General features: G+C 51.8%; 19 protein-coding genes. 2 read left to right on the forward strand and 17 right to left on the reverse strand.

Annotated features, from left to right (window positions below; genetic code table 11):
- Positions 1-28: 28 nt before the first annotated feature.
- From MKY58_RS16085 to MKY58_RS16125, 9 genes are all read right to left on the reverse strand, one after another.
- Positions 29-925: a carbohydrate ABC transporter permease gene (locus tag MKY58_RS16085; protein ID WP_339321175.1), complete on the reverse strand. Its 897-nt coding sequence runs from the start codon at positions 923-925 to the stop codon at positions 29-31.
- Positions 926-940: 15 nt separating this feature from the next.
- Complete coding sequence (locus MKY58_RS16090; protein ID WP_339325175.1) at positions 941-1813, reverse strand: ABC transporter permease subunit; 873 nt, start codon at positions 1811-1813, stop codon at positions 941-943.
- Between the two features lie 221 nt (positions 1814-2034).
- A complete protein-coding gene (locus tag MKY58_RS16095) occupies positions 2035-4356 on the reverse strand; it encodes an AraC family transcriptional regulator (RefSeq protein ID WP_339321176.1) in 2322 nt (773 codons plus the stop codon).
- Between the two features lie 148 nt (positions 4357-4504).
- Positions 4505-5056 (reverse strand): DUF4269 domain-containing protein, encoded by a 552-nt coding sequence (locus tag MKY58_RS16100; protein WP_339321177.1) that lies wholly within the window; start codon positions 5054-5056, stop codon positions 4505-4507.
- 25 nt (positions 5057-5081) lie between these two features.
- The gene (locus MKY58_RS16105) at positions 5082-5237 is read right to left on the reverse strand and encodes a hypothetical protein (protein WP_339321178.1); all 156 of its coding nucleotides are present in this window, start codon (positions 5235-5237) and stop codon (positions 5082-5084) included.
- A 30-nt stretch (positions 5238-5267) separates the two neighbouring features.
- Positions 5268-5849, reverse strand: coding sequence for a histidine phosphatase family protein (locus MKY58_RS16110; protein ID WP_339321179.1), 582 nt, complete (start codon positions 5847-5849; stop codon positions 5268-5270).
- 14 nt (positions 5850-5863) lie between these two features.
- Positions 5864-6355 carry a GNAT family N-acetyltransferase gene (locus MKY58_RS16115; protein WP_339321180.1) on the reverse strand — a complete coding sequence of 164 codons (492 nt, stop codon included), beginning with the start codon at positions 6353-6355 and terminating at the stop codon, positions 5864-5866.
- A complete protein-coding gene (locus MKY58_RS16120) occupies positions 6339-7307 on the reverse strand; it encodes an aminoglycoside phosphotransferase family protein (protein WP_339321181.1) in 969 nt (322 codons plus the stop codon). Before MKY58_RS16120 ends, MKY58_RS16115 begins: the two co-directional genes overlap by 17 nt.
- Positions 7308-7392: 85 nt before the next feature.
- Entirely contained in the window at positions 7393-7851 is a 459-nt protein-coding gene (locus MKY58_RS16125) for a RidA family protein (RefSeq protein WP_339321182.1), read from the reverse strand.
- Between the two features lie 268 nt (positions 7852-8119).
- On the opposite strand from MKY58_RS16125, the gene MKY58_RS16130 reads away from it, so the two are divergent.
- Positions 8120-9577 (forward strand): ATP-binding protein, encoded by a 1458-nt coding sequence (locus MKY58_RS16130; protein ID WP_339321183.1) that lies wholly within the window; start codon positions 8120-8122, stop codon positions 9575-9577.
- A gap of 79 nt (positions 9578-9656) precedes the next feature.
- Here MKY58_RS16130 and lepB read toward each other — a convergent pair whose 3' ends face one another.
- The 5 genes from lepB to MKY58_RS16155 form a co-directional block, all read right to left on the reverse strand.
- Positions 9657-10328: a signal peptidase I gene (gene lepB / locus MKY58_RS16135; RefSeq protein WP_339321184.1), complete on the reverse strand. Its 672-nt coding sequence runs from the start codon at positions 10326-10328 to the stop codon at positions 9657-9659.
- 51 nt (positions 10329-10379) lie between these two features.
- Positions 10380-10655 (reverse strand): hypothetical protein, encoded by a 276-nt coding sequence (locus MKY58_RS16140; RefSeq protein WP_339321185.1) that lies wholly within the window; start codon positions 10653-10655, stop codon positions 10380-10382.
- Positions 10656-10717: 62 nt separating this feature from the next.
- Positions 10718-11239 (reverse strand): N-acetyltransferase, encoded by a 522-nt coding sequence (locus tag MKY58_RS16145; RefSeq protein WP_339321186.1) that lies wholly within the window; start codon positions 11237-11239, stop codon positions 10718-10720.
- 92 nt (positions 11240-11331) lie between these two features.
- Positions 11332-11841, reverse strand: coding sequence for a hypothetical protein (locus MKY58_RS16150; protein WP_339321187.1), 510 nt, complete (start codon positions 11839-11841; stop codon positions 11332-11334).
- 208 nt (positions 11842-12049) lie between these two features.
- A complete protein-coding gene (locus tag MKY58_RS16155) occupies positions 12050-13750 on the reverse strand; it encodes an MFS transporter (protein ID WP_339321188.1) in 1701 nt (566 codons plus the stop codon).
- Between the two features lie 159 nt (positions 13751-13909).
- Here MKY58_RS16155 and MKY58_RS16160 point away from each other — a divergent pair, with 159 nt between their 5' ends.
- Complete coding sequence (locus MKY58_RS16160; protein ID WP_339321189.1) at positions 13910-14536, forward strand: TetR/AcrR family transcriptional regulator; 627 nt, start codon at positions 13910-13912, stop codon at positions 14534-14536.
- Positions 14537-14595: 59 nt separating this feature from the next.
- Here MKY58_RS16160 and MKY58_RS16165 read toward each other — a convergent pair whose 3' ends face one another.
- Genes MKY58_RS16165 through MKY58_RS16175 form a run of 3 tightly spaced genes read right to left on the reverse strand, consistent with a single transcriptional unit; the run spans position 14596 to position 15360 of the window.
- Positions 14596-14937 carry a YrdB family protein gene (locus MKY58_RS16165; RefSeq protein WP_339321190.1) on the reverse strand — a complete coding sequence of 114 codons (342 nt, stop codon included), beginning with the start codon at positions 14935-14937 and terminating at the stop codon, positions 14596-14598.
- 53 nt (positions 14938-14990) lie between these two features.
- Entirely contained in the window at positions 14991-15146 is a 156-nt protein-coding gene (locus tag MKY58_RS16170; protein WP_339321191.1) for a hypothetical protein, read from the reverse strand.
- A gap of 37 nt (positions 15147-15183) precedes the next feature.
- Positions 15184-15360, reverse strand: a complete 177-nt coding sequence (locus tag MKY58_RS16175; protein WP_339321192.1) for a hypothetical protein — start codon at positions 15358-15360, stop codon at positions 15184-15186.
- Between the last annotated feature and the right edge of the window lie 99 nt (positions 15361-15459).

Consider the following 15459-nt stretch of genomic DNA (forward strand, 5'->3'; position numbering starts at 1 on the left):
TCCATCGATTTCAATTTTGGCTTCCGTTCTATCCTTTTAATGAACCGATCATGACGCCTTTCACGAAAAACTTCTGCACGAACGGGTACACCACCAGAAGCGGCACGGATGTGACGACGATCAGCGAATATTTGAGCAGCTCCCGCAGTCCCTGGCGCGCAGCGGCCGTTTTGGCGTCCCCGAGCATGTCGATATTGATCTCGTTTTGGACGAGAATGTCCCGAAGAATCAATTGCAGCGGATACAGCTCCGCCCTTTTAAGAAAAATCATCGCGTTAAAATACTGGTTCCAATGCCCCACGGCATAAAACAACGCAATGACCGCCAGAATCGGCCCCGAAAGCGGCAGCACGATCCGGAGCAAAAAACGAAAGTCCGAACAGCCGTCCAACTGGGAGGCCTCCAGCAATTCGCCGGGGATCGTCGTTTGGAAATAGGTGCGCATGATGATGACGTTCCAGACGGACAGCGCCCCCGGGATCAGCATGGACCACACGGTGTCGATCATGCCCAAATCTTTGACAAGCAGGTACGTCGGGATCAGCCCCCCGCTGAACATCATCGTAAACACGAACAGCAGCATGAACATGTTCCGCCCGCGAAAATCGACCCTGGACAGCGGATACGCCGCCAAAACCGTAAACAGCAAATTGATGCCGGTTCCCGCCACCGTATAAAAAATCGTGTTCATGAAGCCGCGCACGACCATCGTGTTTTTGAACACGGCCCGGTAGCCATCCAGCGTCGGTTCGACCGGCCACAACCATACCCGTCCCGACAACACGGCGCTGCTCGAACTGAATGAAGCGCTTACAACATACACAAGCGGGTACAGCACGATCAGCATGACAAGCGTCAACACGCAATAATTCACGATCGTAAACAGACGGTCAGCGCCGGCTTCTTTTATTTTCATTGCATGCATAGTTCCGCCGCCTTTCTACCATAAGCTTTCCTGCTTCAATTGCTTCGCCGTCTGATTGACGATAATCAGCAGGATGAATCCGATCACCGCTTTGAACAGGCCGATGGCCGTCGCATAAGAGAAATTCATCGCCTGCGAGACAAGCCCAACCTTGTAGACGTATGTGTCGATCACTTCCGAGGTGCGCAGATTAAGCGGGTTTTGCATCAGCAATATTTTCTCGAAGCCCGTCTCCAGCATCTGTCCCGTGTTCAAAATAAGCAAGATGACCGCGATCGGGAGAATGCCGGGCAAATCGATATGACGCATCCGCTGAACCTTGGTCGCGCCGTCCATGACGGCCGCTTCATGCAGCGCCGGGTCGATGCCGGACAGCGCCGCCAAATAAATGATGCAGGCGAACCCCGTGTTTTGCCATACATGCGACCAGACGTAAATCGATTTGAACCACGACGCCTGCGCCATAAAATGGTACGGACCGAGCCCGAACCAACCGAGCAGCGTATTGACGAGCCCCGTCCGCGGATCGAGGAACTGCAGCAGAAGGCCCACCAGCACGACCAGCGAGATAAAATACGGCGCGTACGTGATCATTTGGACCGACTTTTTGAAGCGTTCGTTTTTGACGTAATTGAGACCGAGCGCCAGGATGATCGGGAACGGAAAACTTGCGATCAGCGCGTAAAAGCTGACCACGAGCGTGTTCCGGAGCAGCCTCCAAAATTCATGCGAGTGGAAAAAACGCTCGAACTGCGCGAATCCGACCCACGGGCTGCCGGTGATGCCTTTAGTCACGTTAAAATCCTTAAACGCGATTTGCGCTCCGTACATAGGCACGTATTTAAATACGATGATGTAAATCAGCGGCAAGGCAAACAAAGCGTACAGCTGCCATTTGCGCGTGATGTCTTTCCAAAGATTCAGCTTGGTCACCCCCTTTGTTTTGGATGGAAAAATCCGGCCGGTGACCACATCTTAATTGAAAGCGCTTCATTGCGTAAATCTGCATGTTTTGGCGGTTATGCCGGGCTTTAGAAAAGGCATTATTCCGTTTCCCCGGCGGTATCCGTTTTTTAAGAAAAGGCTGCGTGCGGCGGCCGTTTGGGCCTTTACGCTTCACGCGGCCGGGAAATTTTGCGGTATTCGGTGGCGCTTACGCCGTTAGCCCGTTTGAACGCCCTGCTGAACGAGTTCAGCGACAAATACCCGGTCCGGACCGCAATTTCGCTGACGGGAATTCCGGTTCCGGCCAGCAGCCGCTTCGCCTCATCCATGCGGACATGCTCCAAATAATCGGAAAAGTTCATTCCGGTCTGCTCTTTGAAAAAATAAGACACGTACGCTTCCGAATTCCCGGCTTCCCTCGCGAGTACCGCAAGGCTTAAATCCGGATCCGGGAAATGGCTGTCGATATATTCCATCAGCTTGGCAGCCAGCGTATCGTTATGGCTCCGTTTTTGTTCCTCATGCTTGCGGCACAGTTGCATTAGGGCTTGAAAAAGCTTTTGGACGGCTTCATCAGGCGACCATGCGGGATCGGAAACTTCCAGCACCACCTTCATCTCGTCGGTCAACGCATCCCGGTTCGCGAAGGAAGGCTCGCAGCATTTCATCAGCGTTCCGCTCAGCTCCTGGGCCAGCAGCTTATGGGCGACGACGGGCAGCGGACCGCTGCCTTCGTTTTTCTCCCGGATTTCCCCGATCAGCCGGGCCGTCTCCGGCTCGTTGCCCGAACGCACCAGCTGGATCAATCGCTGTTCCACGTCGGAAGGGTAAAAATAAACGGGCGGCGGCACTTCCGCTTCCTCATAAAACAATATCGGCTGCCGATCGCTCCAGGCCGCGTTCACTAGAAGAAACTCCGCTTCGCCAAGGGAACGATAAACTTCGGTCAATCTCGTCTGGCACGTGCCCACGGCAATCCAAAGCCCGGAATGGCTGGTTTGCTTCACATGATCATGCAATTGCGCCACCAGCCGTTTGACCCCTTGCATAAAATCGTCCGGCGTTTCGCCTTCCCCGTGAACGAGCAAAGCCAGTTTATTTTCGCCTAGATCATGCGCCTGAGCCGAGATCTGCACCTCCGGCCCGATCGATGGGATGGCGTCCCGGATGTTCAGTTTCACAATGTCCAGCTCCGTCAGCATCTCCTCGTTGTACGGAGCATGGTAGCCCCGAATTTGGACGGCGGACACGGCGAAATATCCGCTCCTCAGCTCCATCCGGGCATGCTCCATGGCGGCTTCGACCTCGCCCATGGACGTATACCCGCCCTGAAGCAGACGATCAAAAAACACGCTGCGAAGCAAAGGGACCTGCGCCTCGAGCCTGCTGCTCAGCTCGCCATGGCTTTCGACCAGCGCGGAAACGGAGCTGCGGATGTCGTCCATCAGGTTGCCGAGCGGGCGGTTTTTGCGGCCCCCGGGTTTCAGCGGCAGCAGCTGCAGCATTTTAAACACGGGCCTGCTGCTCCGGTAGGCCAGCAAAGCCGCAACAGCGAGCCCTGCGCCCAACGCCAGCATAAATACGGTTAACGTCAGCTCTTTAATGTAATTGGCCTTGGCAAGCACGACCGTCTCCGGTTGGGCGGATACGTAGGTCCAGCCGTTGTACTGGGAAGTCGTTTGCGTGATCAGCATCTTTTTCCCGTTCCAATCAAATAAGGAAAAACCTTCTTTAACAGGAAGCGCTTTCATGATTGCGGTCGTCGGATCCATGCCCACGTAACTGATCAGGTTGCCGTTTTGGTCCGCAACATAAGCAAACCCTCCCTGCTCGGCATCGATATGCCGCAGCATCTCTTGAATTTGCTTGTTGTCGATCAGCACGGTAATGACGCCTCCGCCGTCTTTCGTGCCGAAGGACTGCATGTAGCTCACGACCGAATACGGTTTTCCTTCATACAGAACCTGCCTGCCAGGCTTATAGGTTTTGTAATAATACCGCCCGAAAAGCTCGTCGTGCCACTCATCGTAGGATTTGCCGTCATAACGCAGCTGCAGGCCGTAGAACTGCTTGGCATCGTACACCTTGCGGGGCGAAATGAACATGCCGCTGTTTTTGTACGCGATAAAATAATCGATGATAAAATGGTTGGTTATCCGGTAATCGAACAAGCTTTTTTCCAGGTCCCAGAGCCGGAAAGGATTCGTTTGCTCGAACGGGGCTTTGACGAACTGAAAGGACTGTATTTTGGACTCGCTGGCCATCTGCTGCGCAATCGTCTCCACTTCGGCAAAACGGCCGTCAAGCGCCTCGCGGATTTGGCCGAGCGCCGCCGCATTGCTTTTCATCGTTTCCGATTCCACGAGCGACGATGTTTTATGGTAGGCGAACCACCCCGCAAGCAGAGACCCGAGCAATATAAGCACATATGGAACAAAAAATCGAAGGATCAACGTCGCGCGTTCACTGGAAGCATTCACAGCCATATCCCACCTTTGGATCTGTTTTACGGATCATGCCGGCCGCACGCAGCGGCCGTTTCCTTAACGATTATAAAATGCGGCAGATCATTTGAAAACGCATTCATCAAAAAAAGAAGCCGGCCGGACTGTAAGTTTTCCGGCACGGCTTCCCCTATGCGGGTTCAAACCCTTGTTGAACAAGGAACAGCCCCAGCTTTTCCTCGTCCCAATCATGCATGTCAAGCAGCCGCTGATACGGATCTCCTTCGAGGCTGAGCAGTCTGGCAAAGGCGGGTTCGGTTTTGACGCCGCTGCTTTTTAATTTTCTGACGTCGTCGCGGAATACGGATCCTAGCCGTTTCAATATCCGGTCTTCGACGACCATATGTTTATAGGCGTTCTGCTGCGTCACCGGCCGGTTCTGGGCAAATATCTCGACGGGCCACGAACCGAACCGAAAATTACATACGATGACCTTGTCGCCATGCATGCGTTCCCGGCTTAACGCAAAACGCTCCAGCGCGCCGTATGCCGGGATCACAACCTGCTCCAGCGCCTCCGGTTCCCGCATCTCGCAAATGATATCCAAATCGCTGTCTTCGACATCGATCTCGATCGGAATGGTTCCGGCGAGGACCGGGCTGAATGCCGCCAATGTTTTGAAAATGCCCAGCCGGTCGAGCGCCGCAAAGGCCTCCCGCTGCTTCGCGTTTCCTGTTTTCAAGTATGAAATATCCATAAAAGGTTGACTATTCCGGGTATCGATCGTGATCCTTCCTTTCCGCCTTCCGCTGCCGGTCCCGATCCAGCGCTTCCTGCACGTAATCGCGTTTCGGGAGCTTATGATTGATGTTCAGCAGAACCGCCAGATTGCAGATCAGCAGCAAAACGATCAAGATGCTCATTGAAGTCCTCCTTATGCCGGACGCACGCGGTCAATCCGCCCAGCATCTTGTCACTTCAGTCAGTTTAAGATCTTCAAACACCAGTTTATACACATCCGGCATCGATGTCGATCTCCAAAACGCAAAGCCGAATTTGGAATCAAAAAAGTTCAAGATCAGCGTCATGATATCCCCATGCGTGCCTAATGCCAATTTTTTGCCGGGATGCCGCCGCAGAAGCTGCATAAAGGCTTCCGTCCCTCTGCGCTGCGCTTCTTCGCTCGACTCCCCTCCGGGGAGCGCATACCGGAAATCATCGTACAACCGCTTTTTGCAATCGGCAAACTGCTCGCCGGGGATGTGAACATGATCCGCCGCAAGCGTTCGTTCCCTAAGCTCGTCGATAATCGCAATTTCTTTTCCGGCCGCCTGTGCGGCAGGCTCCAGCGTTTGGATCGCGCGCACGTAGGGGCTCGAAAAAAACGCATCGATCTCTTCCCGCTGCAGCAGCTCTTTGACTTTTACCGCATCCTGCCTGCCTTTTTCCGATATTCCCCTCGCCTTTTCCTGGCCCGGTACGTACCGCGATTCCGCGTGCCTGACCATAAAGATGACGGTCTGAATGGGTGCCACCCCCCAATGCATTTTTATCGTTTAGCCGAAATAAAAACTTGAATCGGACCGTCCCAACCGTCTTCCCTGATTTCATCGTACTGTCCGCCGGTATACCTTTCGATAACCTTCCGCCAGAACCGCTGCGCAGGTACGTTCGTTTCCATTACGGCAACCTTCCATTTCCCGGGCAATCGATCGAACAATTCAAATGCCGCCTGTTGTCCCGCCCCCGAGCGGCGGTATTTTCTCAAAATAAAAAATTCGGCCATTTCGTACACGGGAACGCCTTCCTGCATGCCGGTTCGCCGTACCAGCGCAAAACCCGCCAGCTTGCCGCCAACCCGGAACAAATAAGGATACCTTCCTTCTTCGGTCCAGTAATGGTCCAGATACATATACTCATATAAGCCGTTTTCGTTCAGATCATCCTCCGGGTCGAATTCGCTGAAATCGTATTTGTACAGCTCCAGCAAGTTTCGGAGCGTGGATTTGTCGGCATACGCCGCCTCATGAACCGTTATCATCCGATCTGTATGCCTCCTTTCTTGTGTGGTTTGTGTACCAGGCGGGAATCAACGTTTCAAAATTGCGATGTTCCTCCAAGACGCGGCCGATTCTGTCCAACATATCATTCAATCCATCCGGGTGCGCCTTCAGCGTCCAAGCAACCGAACCCACCAGGTTCATGGCCAAATATAGGGAATAAAGCCGCCAAAATTCGGCGTCCGGCTCCCGGCCCTGATGGTACCCATGGATTTGGCCGACGGCAAACGCAGTGCTGATGTCCGCGGAGAAAAAACCGATTTTCAAAAAATCATGGATCGGATCTCCCCAGTCGCAGCGGTTAAAATCAATGACGCCCGATAAATGCCCGTCCTTGACGACCAGGTTCGCCAGATGAAAATCGTCGTGCTGGAACCGGTTCGGCCGGTCCGACATCGCGTCCAGATGTTCTTCGATAAAAGCCAGCAATTGGGCGTCTCCCGGAAACCGTATGCCGCAGCCCCAATATTGCTCCTTATTCCGTTCGTGTTTTTTCCTTTGCCGTTCATACCACGGTCCAACCGAATCCGGCGCTTCATATCGGTGGATTTTGAGCAGTTCCGCTCCGGCCTGCAAGCCGATTTCATATTGGGTTTCCTCCGGATAGGAGCAAACGACGTCCGCCCCTTCATCCCCGTCAATATACGTAAATACCATGTATCCCAAATTTGCTTCTTCCCAGCGCCCCAGCTCCAAAGCCCTTGAACAAAGAACGTTTTCCTGCCGCATTCGCTCCAGCGCTTTGTATTCCATTTCCTTGCGCGGATATTGATGAAGATCGAAAACCCGTAGCAGGAAACGCTCATTTCCTTTCGTTACGACGTATTTTCGATCTGCGGAAAAACCTTTGGCAATGAGTCTCGGTTCGCCGCAGCCTGCAAGCAGCGGAATCCTTCCGACTCGCGCACGAAGCTCAGCCGTCTTGTCTGCCAAGTTAGCCCCCCCTTTTTTTCGATCATTTAAAACAAGACTTTCGGTCTTCCGGCTGCCGTTTGATTCGATGGCCCTTTTTTTGTCTCTATTCCTCGACTTCAAAGATCGAGTCGATAATGATCGGTAAATTATCCCTTACCGACACCGCTCCGAAGACGGAGCGCGCATGTTTCCCTATATCGCCAAACACGTCGATCATCAGGTCTGAACAGCCGTTCAGCACGAGATGATGCTCCTCGAAATGAGGCTCGGCGTTGACGAAACCTTGTATTTTGACCACCCGCTTCACTTTATCCAGCGTTCCAAGCGCCGACTGGACGACGGCCAAAATTTCCAGCCCCGTGCTCCGGGCGAACCGGTAACCTTCCTCGGTGGAAAAATCGCTCCCCAGCTTTCCTTTCGGATTCCCGGACGGGCCTTTTCCCGAAACGAACAAAAGCCCGCTCTTCAGGATAAAATTGACGTATTTGGCCGCCGGCTGGCCTGCCTCAGGCAGAACGATGCCAAGCGAAGCAAGCCTCGACTCCATGCTTTCAAAAGCCATCTCTTTTCCACTCCGTTTCAAAAGATTGATGTTTTGCTAGATTCGACAATTAGCGAGAAAACCCTTTGCTTTAGAGGTTAAAATGGATCTCCACCCAGCTTTTTGCGTATGATTCGATGCGATAAAGGAACTATTTTAACCTGTTATGTCCAGCAATTTTTTCAATTCCGAACAAGTTTTGAATCTTCCATTGAAGACCGTTCGGGATCATGCTTATAATATGGTTACAATCCGACAAAAAACTGGAAAAAAAGAGAGGAGATTTGTAGTGCTACGTGATCATGTCCAAAATGATGATCCCATCTTTCGGCACGCTGCTCTTGGAATGGCTCTCATATCGCTTCACGGAACCTTCATCATGATCAATCCCGCGTTATGCGATCTATTGGGACATCCGCAGCACGACATCGATTCCACAGCTCCCCTGGACCATACCTACAAAGATCTTTTGGCTGACATCCGACGCTTCGGCGAAGCGCTTGCAAACGAACGGAACATTTCAGGCCGGTTCGAGCGCCCGCTCGACCAAGTCTCCGGCCAGCGGTTAACGGTCACCATCCATGTCTCGCTCATCCGCGACAAGGATGCGCTTCCGCTCCACTATTTGGTCCAGTTTGAAAACCGCACCCCGCTGCTTGAAATCGAAGAGAAACTGAAAGCCACGGAATTCGCGCTGACGGATATCCACAATTCTTACTACGAACTGCTGGAAAAAATGCCGCTTGCCGTTTTGATCACCAAAAAAGGGATCATTCAATACGCCAATCCCGCCGCTCTCCGGCTGGTTCACGCCCAAGACCGAAGCGAAGCGCTCGGCTTATCGACCAACATGGTCGTCGATGCGACCTATCACACGGCGCTTGAAGAACGGCGGAAGATCTATGATGTAAAAAAAGCGCTAAACCCCATTGTTTATCTCATCAACTGCATGGATGGGCGTCAAAAATACGTGGAGGGGTTCACGCTTATCATCAATTATGAAGGGGAACATGCCGCCGTCAACGTATTTAAGGACATCACGGATCAAAAACAGCGGGAAGAATATATGATGCAGTCCGAAAAACTGACGATGGCCGGGCAGTTGGCCGCGGGCATCGCCCATGAAATCCGGAACCCGCTGACGTCGATCAACGGCTTCATGAAGCTGATCCGATCCTCCAAGCGCAGCCCCGAAACGTATTATGAGATTATCGAGTCGGAACTGAAGCGGATCGAACTGATCGTCAACGAGCTGCTCGTTTTGTCCAAACCTCAAGGGAAACATGTCAGCAAGCCGATCAACGTCCTGCCGATGTTGGAGCAAGTGATAACGTTAATGAATGTTCAGGCGGCGTTAAAAAACATTGAAATCACGCTTGAGCGCGCCGATGTACCGCAGTGGATCGTCGGGGAGACCAATCAGCTCAAACAGGTATTCATCAATTTGCTCAAAAACGGCATGGATGCCATGGACTCCAGCGGAACCATTCGCGTGTCCGTCGATTCCACGGAGCAAGAGGTGTGGATCCGCGTCCAGGATGAGGGCAGCGGCATGACGCCGGAGCAGGTTCAGAAGCTCGGACAGCCTTTTTTTACCACGAAGGACACGGGAACGGGACTCGGTTTTATGATTACGCAAAACATTATACATAACCACGGCGGCTCCATTCAGATCGAAAGCGAACCCGGACAAGGGACGGCCTTTACGGTGAAGCTGCCAAAAACGATGAAACCGGAATATACATAGTTTGCAATACGTTCTGGGTAAGCAGCCCTTGCTGAAATAAGGACTGCTTTTTCGTTATGTCGAAAGTCAGGCACGAAGCTTATTTTGCCGGCGGATCAGCCGGGTACCCAAGCACCTTCCCTTGGATCGAGCCGATCGGCAAAGGGCCGAAATGCCGACTGTCGAAGCTTCGAAACCAATCGTCGCCAATCACGAATACATGCCCGTCCGGAACGCGCAAGGCGTCCAGCCGGTTCGATGCCAGATCCTTGATCGCATGTTCGAGATTAAGCCTCATTGGATCATCCGGATTCTGTTCCAGCGCCTTCTTCAACCCTTCCATATCGGAGCCCAGCCGGTGGGCCCTTCCGTAAAAGGATTCGAGCCTGCGGTGATCGACGTAAATTTGCCCCGATTTGATTTCGACCGTTTCTCCCGGCAGGGCCACGATTCGCGAAATGCTCCATGTTTCAAGCGTAACCCGCGGGTATGTTTTATGGTCGAAGTCCGGATTTTGAAAGTATACGATTTCTCCCCTTTTGAAAGGATGCTGCTCGTAATAATGGGGATCGATGACGGTCCGGGCCTCGAAATCATGATGGCCGCGGTCCATGTTGTCATAACGATGATCATAGATGATAAATCCGTCCTTCATCTCAACCACGGGAATATCGGGAACGGCGGATTCTTCCTTGAGGGGCGGGCCTTCCTCGTCTTGGCATCCTGCGAGTAGCAGGATGAACAGCCCGGCATATCGTATCGCTCTTTTCATGGGTCACCTCGCCCGTAAGTTCGGATCAAACCAGTTTGACGCCCGCTTGGTTTACGGCCCCGTTCCGGCCGATGAAACGCTCCAGCCCAACGCGGATTTTTTGACGTATACGAAAGGTTTGGATGACGCATCCACGAGGTAAAGATCGCCGTATCGGGCATCGTTTTTGATGTTTCCCTCTTGGATCGGCTCCAAACAGGCCATCATGGGATGAAACGATAACAGCAAATGCTTGCGGACGGCGAGTTCGGGTGAAGGGGACGGGAAAAAGACAATGTAGAGCAGGGCAACCGCGATGATCGCGATCCACCATTTCTTTTTCTTCATGATGGGGTGGGCCTCCTTTTCATATTTTGATACACGCATATCCATGCAAATATTGTAAGCGATCATAAAAACACCTCGGGATATATGAGCTCTCCCTGGATCCGGCCGAGGGCGCCCTCCTGCAGCTCACAAACCATAAAGACGTCCTCGGGAACGTCGAACTGTTTTAATTCGAGGCCGTAGGGGCGAGCCGGTTTGAACCCGAATTTCGGATAATACGCCGGATGGCCGATTAACAGCACAAGCTCATACCCCAGCTTCCGGGAGCGCTCCACACCTTCCTGGATCAAAAGCCCGCCGATACCTTGTTTCTGATGTTTCGGGTCGACGGCGAGCGGAGCCAGCGCAATCACGCCGGTCTGTTGGTCCCCGTTAACAACCTTCGCCTTGCTTAACAAAATATGGCCGACGATCACACCGTTTTGCTCGGCCACGAGCGACAGTTCGGGGATAAACCCTTCGGACTGCCTGATTCTTTTTACTAATTCGGATTCGTCTTCGCGGTTGCCGAAAGCTTGAAACAACACCTTCTCGACTTGCTCGGCATCCGCTTGCGTTTCCGTTCGAACGGTTACGGTTGGCATCGCTGCGTTTCTCCTTCTCTTTTTGCACGCTATCATTTCAGAAAATAAAACGGCCCGGCCTGGATCCATCTCCCTCCGACCGGGTCACGTTGTCACTTCATGCTGCCAATCAACTCGCGCAGCACCTTTTTGCTTTCCTCATCCTTCGGGCGCGGCATTCTGCCGATCTCCCGATACACTTCTTTTTCTTCGAGAAGCTGACGGGGGTTAAGGACGCGTGCCGAGATGCCGTAAAGGCTGAACGTCTCGTTCTGCAGCGCATCCGTCCTCCATACCCATTCGGGGAGTCCGTTCAAGATGATATGGCCGTCCTCCGTATAGGTCACGTAACAAACCTGGATATCGGTTTCATTTTTCCGAAAATCCGTCTGTCTCCCGCTGATCGGAAACCTTTCATAACCAGCATCGGCAAGCTTCTGCTCCAGCAGATCCCGGCATTCGACGAAAGCCACAAGATCAAGATCCTCATGGGGACGCGTAACGCTGCCGAGCAAAAAGTCGATGGCCCAACCTCCGCGAAGCCAAAACGGCCGGTCCAAAGCACAAAAGATGGCGGCGATTTCGTTCAAAATTTCCAGCTGTGCTTTCGATTTTTCGTCCATCTTCCGGTTTGGGTCAACATCCGAAACTTTATGTTCATGTTTTATCGTCAGGAGGACCGCCCCTTTCATACATCAGGATCGCAAATTCCTTACATAACATTATACTTGGATTACACTGGGTGATAAAGACACTTTCACAAGTTGCTTCCATGCGGGTCACTGTTCAAGTATGCTACCTGAACAACAAAACGGGAACGCAGTTATGAAATTAAGCCAAATCCGTTGTCCGATAACCGGCGGATGTGTTCTGAATTTTTCTCTTCCTGCGCTTATCGCTCATCCATGCAAAAATAATCCCCGGCAGAGACATGAAACTCGCGTAAATGAATGTTTGGCCGAACCCTTTGACGGAAGCATTTTTCAGCTCCGCATTCACACCTGAGAGCAGCACCTTTATTTCCTCCGTTTGACTTTGGCGCGCTGAGACAAATGCCTTTTGCTGCTCCGGCTCCAGCGTGGCTGCAGCCGTCTCCAAATCTTTTATGATCCTTGCGGCCAGCATTTCCTCTTGAATTCCGCTGCCGGATCCATTCCTCATTTGGCTCCCTTGTTCGTTGATCACGCCAACAAGAACCTCTTTGACAAAAGGCATCAGCAGCACATCGCCCTCCACCTGCTCCAGAACACGGGTCTGGGCGGTCTGCATTTCCCCGCTGAGATTTTGCTGCAGAAAGGTGACGATAATGGCCACTCCCAATACGCTGCCGATCGACTTCGCCATATTGATGATTCCTGACGCAATGCCAACCTTCTCCTCAGGCACGTGGCGTATACCGGCCGACATTACAGGCGCCATCGTCATGCCAACGCCGATTCCGGCTATGAATAAGCGCAGGATGATATCGGCAAGCGGGGAATCCGCATGCAGAAAACTCATCGAATAGAGGGAACCGCATATCGTCAAGGCCCCGACCGCTCCAAACCAACGGCTGCCGTATTTATTCGACAATCCCCCCGAAACCGCCGAACTGACAATGGATCCTGCCGCTACGGTGGATAACACCAGCCCTGCCTTAAGCTCCGTCATCCCCATGACCCGGGTTAAGAAAAAAGAGGTCAGTAATGCCAGATTGGATAATGCCGCTCCAACGATAAACAACGCCAGCGAAGTTCCGTTAAATGCTTTGATTTTCAGGAGCGCCAAAGGGAGCATCGGCTCTTTCCCACGCTGCTGCACAAAAAAGAATAATGCGATACATAACAATCCCGCACCGATCAACGCATAAAATTCACCCGAATCCCAACCAAAATCATTGGCCTTAATAAATGCATAGGTAATCAATAGCATGCCTGCGGTAATCGACAACATGCCGCCGTAATCCACCGATTTTCCTGCGGATTCATCCCGGGATTCTTGAATGAACAGCAGGATCAACACCATGCTGAGCACTCCGAGCGGAACATTCACGTAAAAAATCCACTGCCAATTCAGTTTCTCCGTAATTACTCCCCCGAGCGAAGGCCCGCTGGCAGCGGCAAGCCCGGCGATCGCCCCCCATAAACCGATGATGATGCCGTGTTTTTCCTTGGGGAAGGACGTCGTGGTTAGCGGAATGGTGACCGGTACAATAATCGCGCCTGCCAGTCCCTGAATGATTCTGAACAGGATCAGCATGCTAAGCGATGTTGATAATCCGGCAAACAGGGAGGACAACGTAAACAATGCAACTCCCAATAAAAAAACTTTCTTCCGCCCGAATTGATCGGCAAGCCGCGATGCCGTAAGAATCAACGCTGCAAACGCCAGATTGTACCCGTTCATGATCCAAGAGATTTCCGACACCGTGCCGGCGAAATGCCGCATCATCTCCGGAAGGGCGATATTCACGATCGTCGTATCCAGCAGCGCCATAAAATAACCCAGCAAAATGGCCGTAAAGGCCATCATTCCTTTTACTCGTCCGTTCATCTTTCACGCTCCTCAACAAAATGTGAACCTAAGTTCATGTTTTGAGTATATGAACTCGAGTTCATATTTGTCAACACAAAACATGAAATAAAGTTCAACTTTCGTTGACAGCCCATTTGTTCTCCTCTACAATCGTTATTACGAAGGGGGCAAATTGAAGTGACAGAGACCGAAAATGAGACGACCAAAATCCGAATACCGCGGCAGGAGCGGAGCATTAAAACGAAGGAAGCCATTTTGCAGGCCGCCATGGAGCTCTTTTCCGAAAAAGGCTACCATGGAACCAACACCAAAGAAATTGCCGCCGCGGCAGGCGTTTCCACCGGGAGCTTTTATTCGTATTACAAGGATAAACGTGCTGTATTCCTGGATTCACTCTCCATCTACTTCAACACGCTCCTGGAACGGATCGAAGCATATCTTGCCGGAATCAATTTCAGCACCATGGACAAGCACGAGATGATTCGCGAGGTCATCGACAGCCTGATTTACTCCCATCAAGTCTTTACCGGGTTTCACAAAGAACTGCAGGTGATGTATCATTCCGATCCGGAAGTTCAGTTACTTATGGACGAGCAGTTCGACCTGGGCCGCCGTAAAACGCTGGAATATCTTCTGATGAACTCTGAGGAATTAAAGGTAGACAACGTCGAGGCAGCGTCCATCGTTATGTTTGAAGCCATCAACAGCGTTGTCGACATGCTCGTGTTCTCACCGCAAAAAGTCGACGACGATCTCATAAAAAACGAACTTGCAAAAATGCTCGTCAATTATTTATATCTTTGAACATTCCCCTAAATAGAAAACGCAGCCTTTAAGGCCGCGTTTTTTTCAGCATTTTGGATTCAAAACTCCTGCATGTTCCATTTCAAAACAATAAAACGGTTGATGACCGCAAATGCGGCAAAAATGACCGCAAATACAGTAAAACCCGATTGTATGAGACAAAGTACCGCCGCCGCGAACAAAACCGCCTCCATGATAAGCACCGCAAACAGCGGAACACGGCCCGAGGCTTTTGGTGAAATAAACAGCCCCCATACGATCGCGGCCGCGACAGGCAGTCCAAGGCCGACCACAAACTGCAGGAAGAAGCTCCCCTTCAAATGGAATCCCCAATAACCTAAAGAAAAAAGGAGGATAAGCTCTAACACAAACCGTACGATGAGAGTGACCGCTTTGAACATGGATAACCGCCTCTTTTCGATAAAGATGAAATCCGCTCCCCCGACAGTACCCGTCAAAAAAGATCGCTAACGATCGGAATCCCTTCCTCCAGACGCCTGCGGCTTTCACGCAAATATGCGGCCGTCCAGTCATCCAATTTCGTCATATCGAAGCTGCGGTGCATGCCGACGTAAACGATAAACTCGCACAGCCGCAGAAACCGTTCCATTTGCTTGAGCGATGCAAGGTCCTGCGAATGATGCTTTTCATAACCTTGTAATGTGGGTGAACCTGAGAATATATGAAGTTCCGCTTCGCTCAATATTCGTAAATAAAGTTTTGAAATCCGCCAATGTATGTAACATCCCCAGAGCCGCATCAAAAAACGATGCACCGTCCGTTAGCAGTCGATCGTTCATCAGCGCCTTGAGTTCTTTCTCCACTCTTTTCAGCTCCTGTCGGTTGCCATGGGTCAGCTTGTCTTATCCTGGGCAGGGTCAGCCTCGCCTCATATTAGACAGAGCACGCCCCTTCATACTCCC

The sequence above is a fragment of the Paenibacillus sp. FSL W8-0194 genome, assembly GCF_037969745.1.
In the GTDB taxonomy this organism is placed as follows: Bacteria; Bacillota; Bacilli; order Paenibacillales; family Paenibacillaceae; genus Paenibacillus_AQ; species Paenibacillus_AQ cookii.

Bases quoted from the DNA above. Each gene is read 5' to 3' on its own strand.
- MKY58_RS16085 (WP_339321175.1), bottom strand. From the start codon at position 925: ATGCATGCAATGAAAATAAAAGAAGCCGGCGCTGACCGTCTGTTTACG.
- MKY58_RS16095 (WP_339321176.1), bottom strand. From the start codon at position 4,356: ATGGCTGTGAATGCTTCCAGTGAACGCGCGACGTTGATCCTTCGATTT.
- MKY58_RS16105 (WP_339321178.1), bottom strand. From the start codon at position 5,237: ATGAGCATCTTGATCGTTTTGCTGCTGATCTGCAATCTGGCGGTTCTG.
- MKY58_RS16115 (WP_339321180.1), bottom strand. From the start codon at position 6,355: ATGATAACGGTTCATGAGGCGGCGTATGCCGACAAATCCACGCTCCGA.
- MKY58_RS16125 (WP_339321182.1), bottom strand. From the start codon at position 7,851: ATGGCTTTTGAAAGCATGGAGTCGAGGCTTGCTTCGCTTGGCATCGTT.
- lepB (WP_339321184.1), bottom strand. From the start codon at position 10,328: ATGAAAAGAGCGATACGATATGCCGGGCTGTTCATCCTGCTACTCGCA.
- MKY58_RS16140 (WP_339321185.1), bottom strand. From the start codon at position 10,655: ATGAAGAAAAAGAAATGGTGGATCGCGATCATCGCGGTTGCCCTGCTC.
- MKY58_RS16145 (WP_339321186.1), bottom strand. From the start codon at position 11,239: ATGCCAACCGTAACCGTTCGAACGGAAACGCAAGCGGATGCCGAGCAA.
- MKY58_RS16150 (WP_339321187.1), bottom strand. From the start codon at position 11,841: ATGGACGAAAAATCGAAAGCACAGCTGGAAATTTTGAACGAAATCGCC.
- MKY58_RS16155 (WP_339321188.1), bottom strand. From the start codon at position 13,750: ATGAACGGACGAGTAAAAGGAATGATGGCCTTTACGGCCATTTTGCTG.
- MKY58_RS16165 (WP_339321190.1), bottom strand. From the start codon at position 14,937: ATGTTCAAAGCGGTCACTCTCATCGTACGGTTTGTGTTAGAGCTTATC.
- MKY58_RS16170 (WP_339321191.1), bottom strand. From the start codon at position 15,146: ATGGAACGGTTTCTGCGGCTGTGCGAGTTTATCGTTTACGTCGGCATG.